The following is a 5239-nucleotide window of genomic DNA, read 5'->3' on the forward strand; positions in this document are numbered from 1 at the left end:
GCCTTGTGCGGGTTTTTTATTACATTAATTTCGCATGATAACGTAGACACTTTGGACTTACACCATGTCCGCTTTACGCGCATAGCTGACGGTCAGGTAGGGTAGCGATTAATCTAGATAATTATCTTTTATCAGGGAAAATAGTGTTATTCCGCCTCACCTTTCTGGTAATACACCTGCCGGATATAGCGCCCACGTCCATCACCGTGCCCCAAATCCATTGATGCCAATGCCAGCGCTTCCCGCTCACTGAATCCCTGCGCGGTGTAATATTCACCGGATTGCTGGGCAAAATGGTAGCGCATACTGTGCGGGGCATTCTTACCCACCAATCCTGAGCTTCTGACAATATATCGGTAACGGTCTATGGCCTGCGTGATCGTCGGTTTATCAATCAGTTTTCCACCCCGCTCTGCCTGCTCTCGCACCGCATAAGCAATGGCATGTTGCAGCGCTGCCCGATCCAATATGGTCGTCTGCCTCGGCCGTCCGCCTTTGGTGCCAAATATCACCCGCACAGAGGTCTGCCCATTTTCCAGGGCTTTTTTCCAGGTGGCTAACGATTTATAGGCTTCCACCGCTTCTTTGGTGCGTAAGCCCAACACATAGGCCAATTGCATCACCGCCGCCACGCGCCGGTCTTTTTGTTCGACCTGCTGAAAGATTTCACGGAACGCAGCCGGTGCCAACGCCGTTTTAGTTCCTTTTCGGTTTATTGCAACAATACCGAGTGCCCGGTTGCTCAAACGGGCATTACCGGGATCAGCCAGCTTATGCTTTCCGGCCTGCGCTAAAACGCTTCTCAGCACGGACATTTCATTTTGCAGAGTCCGGTGGCTGATATGGCTGGCCTTTCGCTCTGCAATATAGCGTTCAATATATTTGACTTTAAGGCTGTCCATCTGCCGGAGCTTAATGCCTTTATCCTTGAGAAAGTGAAGAAACTGCCGGGCAATCCGTTCACGATCGGCAACCGTGGCAAAGCTCCCACCCGCTTGTCGGGCGTGGGTCATAAATTCTTTCCTGAACAACTCAATTTTTGAACGTGCCGATTTCTGCGCCATTCACGCCTCTCCTGTCACTTTTTCTCTATTTTTATTCATTTTTTAAACAAGTCTCTGCGTGTCGGTTCAGGTTCACCGTTCCGTGATGCGTCAGATAATGTGTAGCAGAGTGAGGTTGTGTTGAGTTATTGCAGGAGCTCGCGACGTGCTGAGCACAGCGATGGAAGGCTCCCCGTTCATTGCCTGATCAGCTCAGGATGAACGCCTCATTATCTTGACGTATGTCATATCTCCTTTTTTTACTGCATCAGCCTGTTTTAAGGCGGTGGGTTGAAAACCAGATCTGGAATTCGTTCGTCAATCAAACGAAATGTCTGTTAATGGTCTGTTTTGAATGGTTTCACTGAGTAATTCAGGGTTCAAATCGGTCGTAAAGGCAGACCGAATGCGCTCTGGACGCTGACGCCCGGCGACGTCACTTGGTCATCGCTACGCTTTAACGTAAGTGACGCTGCAAAGTTTTCGGGACGTTTATCGTGCATAAATCAAAGCATGGGTAAAAATAGTGCAAGGTAAAATGATTACAGCGAACGTGGCAGGGAACTGCCTAATGTGTGTGATAAACCGGTTCAAAACTTCACCGAGTAACTTTCATCGTCAACGGCGGGTTATGTGTCTGACGATATCTGCTTCCAAAAGTGCGCAGATGTACCACAATCTTGCTCTCCCTTGCAGGCGATAGGATCGTTAGTAACAGTTAAATACATTATCGATTGTATTAAACGGGGTCAACTTTATTATACAATAGTGAAAATAGATTAATATTTATCCGAACAATGAATAAGTTATGAGATATTCCAAATTATCATGCAACTATAAACTAAAAATGATCAGAGGAAAAGTCAGCAACAAAGAATGAACTGAACACAGGTACAGATTACTAATGAGAAGACTGAGCACTTTTCGTCGAGTTACTCATCCTTATTCTTCTTTGTAGCGCTTTAACGCTAAAAACACTTAAGATAGAAGTTTAATAAAAGCAACTGTATGGGGAATAGCACTTAGTAGCTATTCCTAACGCGATTACTGGATATACTTGCACTGTTAGGAGCGTATTCCTCTTAACAATTGCTCCATGGCAGCTAATGCTTGTGTTAGCCTTTCTTTACTGTTTCCAGATTCAGCGATCCAGAACGCAGCTTCGGTTAAGCTACCATAGATTAACAAAGTCAAAGCTTCAGGATTGGACGGTACCACAATTCCTTGCTGCATAAGTTGTGCTAGCAGTTTTTGCATGGACTCGATGCAATGTTGCTGTTCCCCTGGGGAAGGATGGCCTAAGACCGATTTGGCATCACGTAATACTATGCGCTGGATCTCTGGTTCTTGCGCCATTTCTAAGTATGCTCGACAGCGATTCCTGAAGCCAGTCCAAGCATCAGTAGTACTATCTGAAATATCCCGCAATCGTGCATCCATTTCAGTATCAATCTGAGCTACCACCGCCACCAGAAGGCCTTTTTTGTCACCAAAGTGGTGATAGAGTGCACCACGTGTCAGGTTGGCCTGTGCTGTAAGATCGTCCATTGAAGTGTTGGCATAGCCTAGTTCACCGAAAATCTTGCGGGCAGTTGCTAGCAACGTAATGCGAGTCTTCTCCATCTCAGTTCGAGTACGACGAACCATAATATTCTCCTTTTGGTAAAAATATTGTTAAGCCATTTACATACGCTGCGTATGTATTATCCCTATCCAACGGTGTTTTGGCAAGTTGGGTATAAAAAAGAAACAAGGAGAAATGGTGTGACTAATTCATATCGTGAACTATTTAATGCTAATGGCACAAAAAGTTTTTCTCTGGCCGGTCTATTAGCTCGTATACCGCTACCAATGACTGGTATCGGCATCATTACTATGTTGTCTCAGTTACGCAATAGCTATGGTTTGGCTGGTGCCGTTGCAGCCACTTTTGTACTGACCTTTGCGCTAATGTCGCCGCAAATTTCACGTCTGGTAGATCGTCATGGTCAAAATAGGATATTGCCAATTGCTGCCGGTATTAGTGTACTAGGTATCTTATTGTTACTCGCTTTTTCATATTGGCAGATGCCTGATTGGACTCTGTTCATAGGTGCTGTGTTAGCTGGTTTCATGCCGAGTATGTCGGCAATGGTACGTGCCCGCTGGACTGCTATCTACCGAGGTAAATCTCATCTACAAACTGCGTACTCACTAGAAACGGTATTTGATGAAATTACTTTCATCGCAGGACCTCCTCTATCTGTAGGGCTCAGTGTGGCCGTATTTCCTCAAGCCGGTGTGTTGGTGGCAGCAGTATTACTTGCTATTGGTGTAATGATATTTGTTGCACTACGTGGTACTGAACCTCCAGTAGAGCAACATAACGTAGTGATAGGCAATACCAGCTCAGTTATTTGATTATCGGATGTTCGGTTGCTAACCTTGTTGATGATCGCAATGGGTATCATTGTCGGGACAGTAGATATTGTAAGTGTGGCATTTGCTAAGCAGATGGGACAGCCGACTGGTGCTAGTTTCGTTTTGTCTGCGTATGCTATTGGATCCTGTTTAGCCGGTTTACTATTTGGGGCACTCAAGTTAAAAACTCCGTTGCATCAACTACTATTGTTAGGAGGATTAGCAACTGCAGCAACGACATTGCCATTTTTGCTTGTTAGCAATATTGCTAGTTTGGCTTGCACAGTGTTTATTGCTGGATTGTTCTTTGCCCCTACTATGATTGTAGTAATGTCCTTGGTTGAACGTATAGTGCCAGAAAATCAACTAACTGAAGGTATGACTTGGGTGTTAGCGGGGTTGAATGTCGGAGTAGCGCTTGGGGCAGCAGCATCCGGTCAAGTAGTGGATATGGAAGGTGCTCGTGGTGGCTTTATCGTTTCTTTGATCGCGGGAGGGATAGTAGTGTTTGTGGCATTATGGGGATACCGTCGTATGCAGGAATACTCATCTGCAACACAGTGTTCTACGTAATTCTGGCAGGGCTATATGACTTTTCATAATAGTGAGAGACTAAGACTCGCGGAGAGCATGACTCCCCGCTTCGCGGGGAAATATAACATGCATCTTGAAGTTGGATTGGTATAGTTGTAATAACTGGAGCGAGTTCAGGAATCGGTCAAGCAACCGCAAAATTACTTTCTTCATATGTCTATCCACTACTTTTAATCGCTCGACGAATAGAACGAATGGAAAGCCTAAATTTGCCAAGTACATTATGTCTGGCAGTTGACGTGACCGATAAAAAATCATTTTCCAAAGCAATAGAACAAGCAGAACAAAAGGTTGGGCCTGTTGATGCTCTAATTAACAATGCAGGAGTCATGCTGTTAGGAAGCATGGAATTACAAGATCCTAACGAATGGGAACAAATGTTAATGTGAAAGGAATGATGAATGGTATTAGCGCTGTAACGAAAGGAATGATAAATAGAAAAAACGGAACTATGATAAATATCAGCTCAGTAGCCGGACGCAAAACTTTTCCTAATCATACCGTTTATATTGGTACAAAATTTGCTGTACATGGAATGAGCGAGAATTTAAGAGAAGAACTTTCAAAGCACAATATAAGAGTCACAATAATTGCGCCTAGTGCAGTCGAAACTGAGCTATTAAGCCACACATCCGATAAAAAAATAAAAGAAGAATACCAAGACTGGAAAAAAATATGGGGGCTGAGATTCTAACCCCAGAAGATGTCGCTAAGGCTATAAATTATGCTTACAGCCAACCTCAAAATATCTGTATCAGAGAAATTGTTCTTGCGTCCACTAAGCAAGAAGCTTAAAACCCAATTAAATGGGCACTGTTACAGAATTTGATTTCTATAAAAAATGGAATTCTATTGCCACAACATATTGCGTTTGTAGTCATAGAAATAACAAAATGTGGTAGGGAAACCATCCCCAGCAAAAATTTGCAACAGCGCCAACATAAACAGGGTGTTTTATGTTTAGGTATGTTGGCTTCTATTACTGAGCTTGAAAATTGAATTGCCACAGGTTTAATTGATAACTCAAAGTTATTATAGGCTGACTTTGCCACGGTTGAAGCTCCAGCTCTATGGGCATCTGCTATTGGCACGGTGCCGCCTTGCAAGATCTTGGGGCTGGTATGCGCGTAAAGCGGACATGGTGTAAGTCCAAAGTGTCTACGTTATCATGCGAAATTAATGTAGTAAAAATCCACCTTCAT

General features: G+C 44.0%; 2 protein-coding genes and 2 pseudogenes. 2 read left to right on the forward strand and 2 right to left on the reverse strand.

Annotation, left to right across the window (positions count from 1 at the left end):
* Nucleotides 1-146: 146 nt before the first annotated feature.
* A complete protein-coding gene (locus ABLA76_RS17020; RefSeq protein ID WP_348988837.1) occupies nucleotides 147-1064 on the reverse strand; it encodes an integrase domain-containing protein in 918 nt (305 codons plus the stop codon).
* A gap of 1044 nt (nucleotides 1065-2108) precedes the next feature.
* The gene (locus tag ABLA76_RS17025; protein WP_348988838.1) at nucleotides 2109-2690 is read right to left on the reverse strand and encodes a TetR/AcrR family transcriptional regulator; all 582 of its coding nucleotides are present in this window, start codon (nucleotides 2688-2690) and stop codon (nucleotides 2109-2111) included.
* A gap of 117 nt (nucleotides 2691-2807) precedes the next feature.
* Between ABLA76_RS17025 and ABLA76_RS17030 the strand changes: the two are divergent.
* Nucleotides 2808-4016, forward strand: a pseudogene (locus tag ABLA76_RS17030) (MFS transporter).
* A gap of 140 nt (nucleotides 4017-4156) precedes the next feature.
* A pseudogene (locus ABLA76_RS17035) lies at nucleotides 4157-4731 on the forward strand (SDR family oxidoreductase).
* Nucleotides 4732-5239: the final 508 nt, after the last annotated feature.

Source organism: Xenorhabdus sp. SGI240 (assembly GCF_040081915.1).
In the GTDB taxonomy this organism is placed as follows: Bacteria; Pseudomonadota; Gammaproteobacteria; order Enterobacterales; family Enterobacteriaceae; genus Xenorhabdus; species Xenorhabdus bakwenae.

Bases quoted from the DNA above. Each gene is read 5' to 3' on its own strand.
- ABLA76_RS17025 (WP_348988838.1), bottom strand. From the start codon at position 2,690: ATGGTTCGTCGTACTCGAACTGAGATGGAGAAGACTCGCATTACGTTG.
- ABLA76_RS17020 (WP_348988837.1), bottom strand. From the start codon at position 1,064: ATGGCGCAGAAATCGGCACGTTCAAAAATTGAGTTGTTCAGGAAAGAA.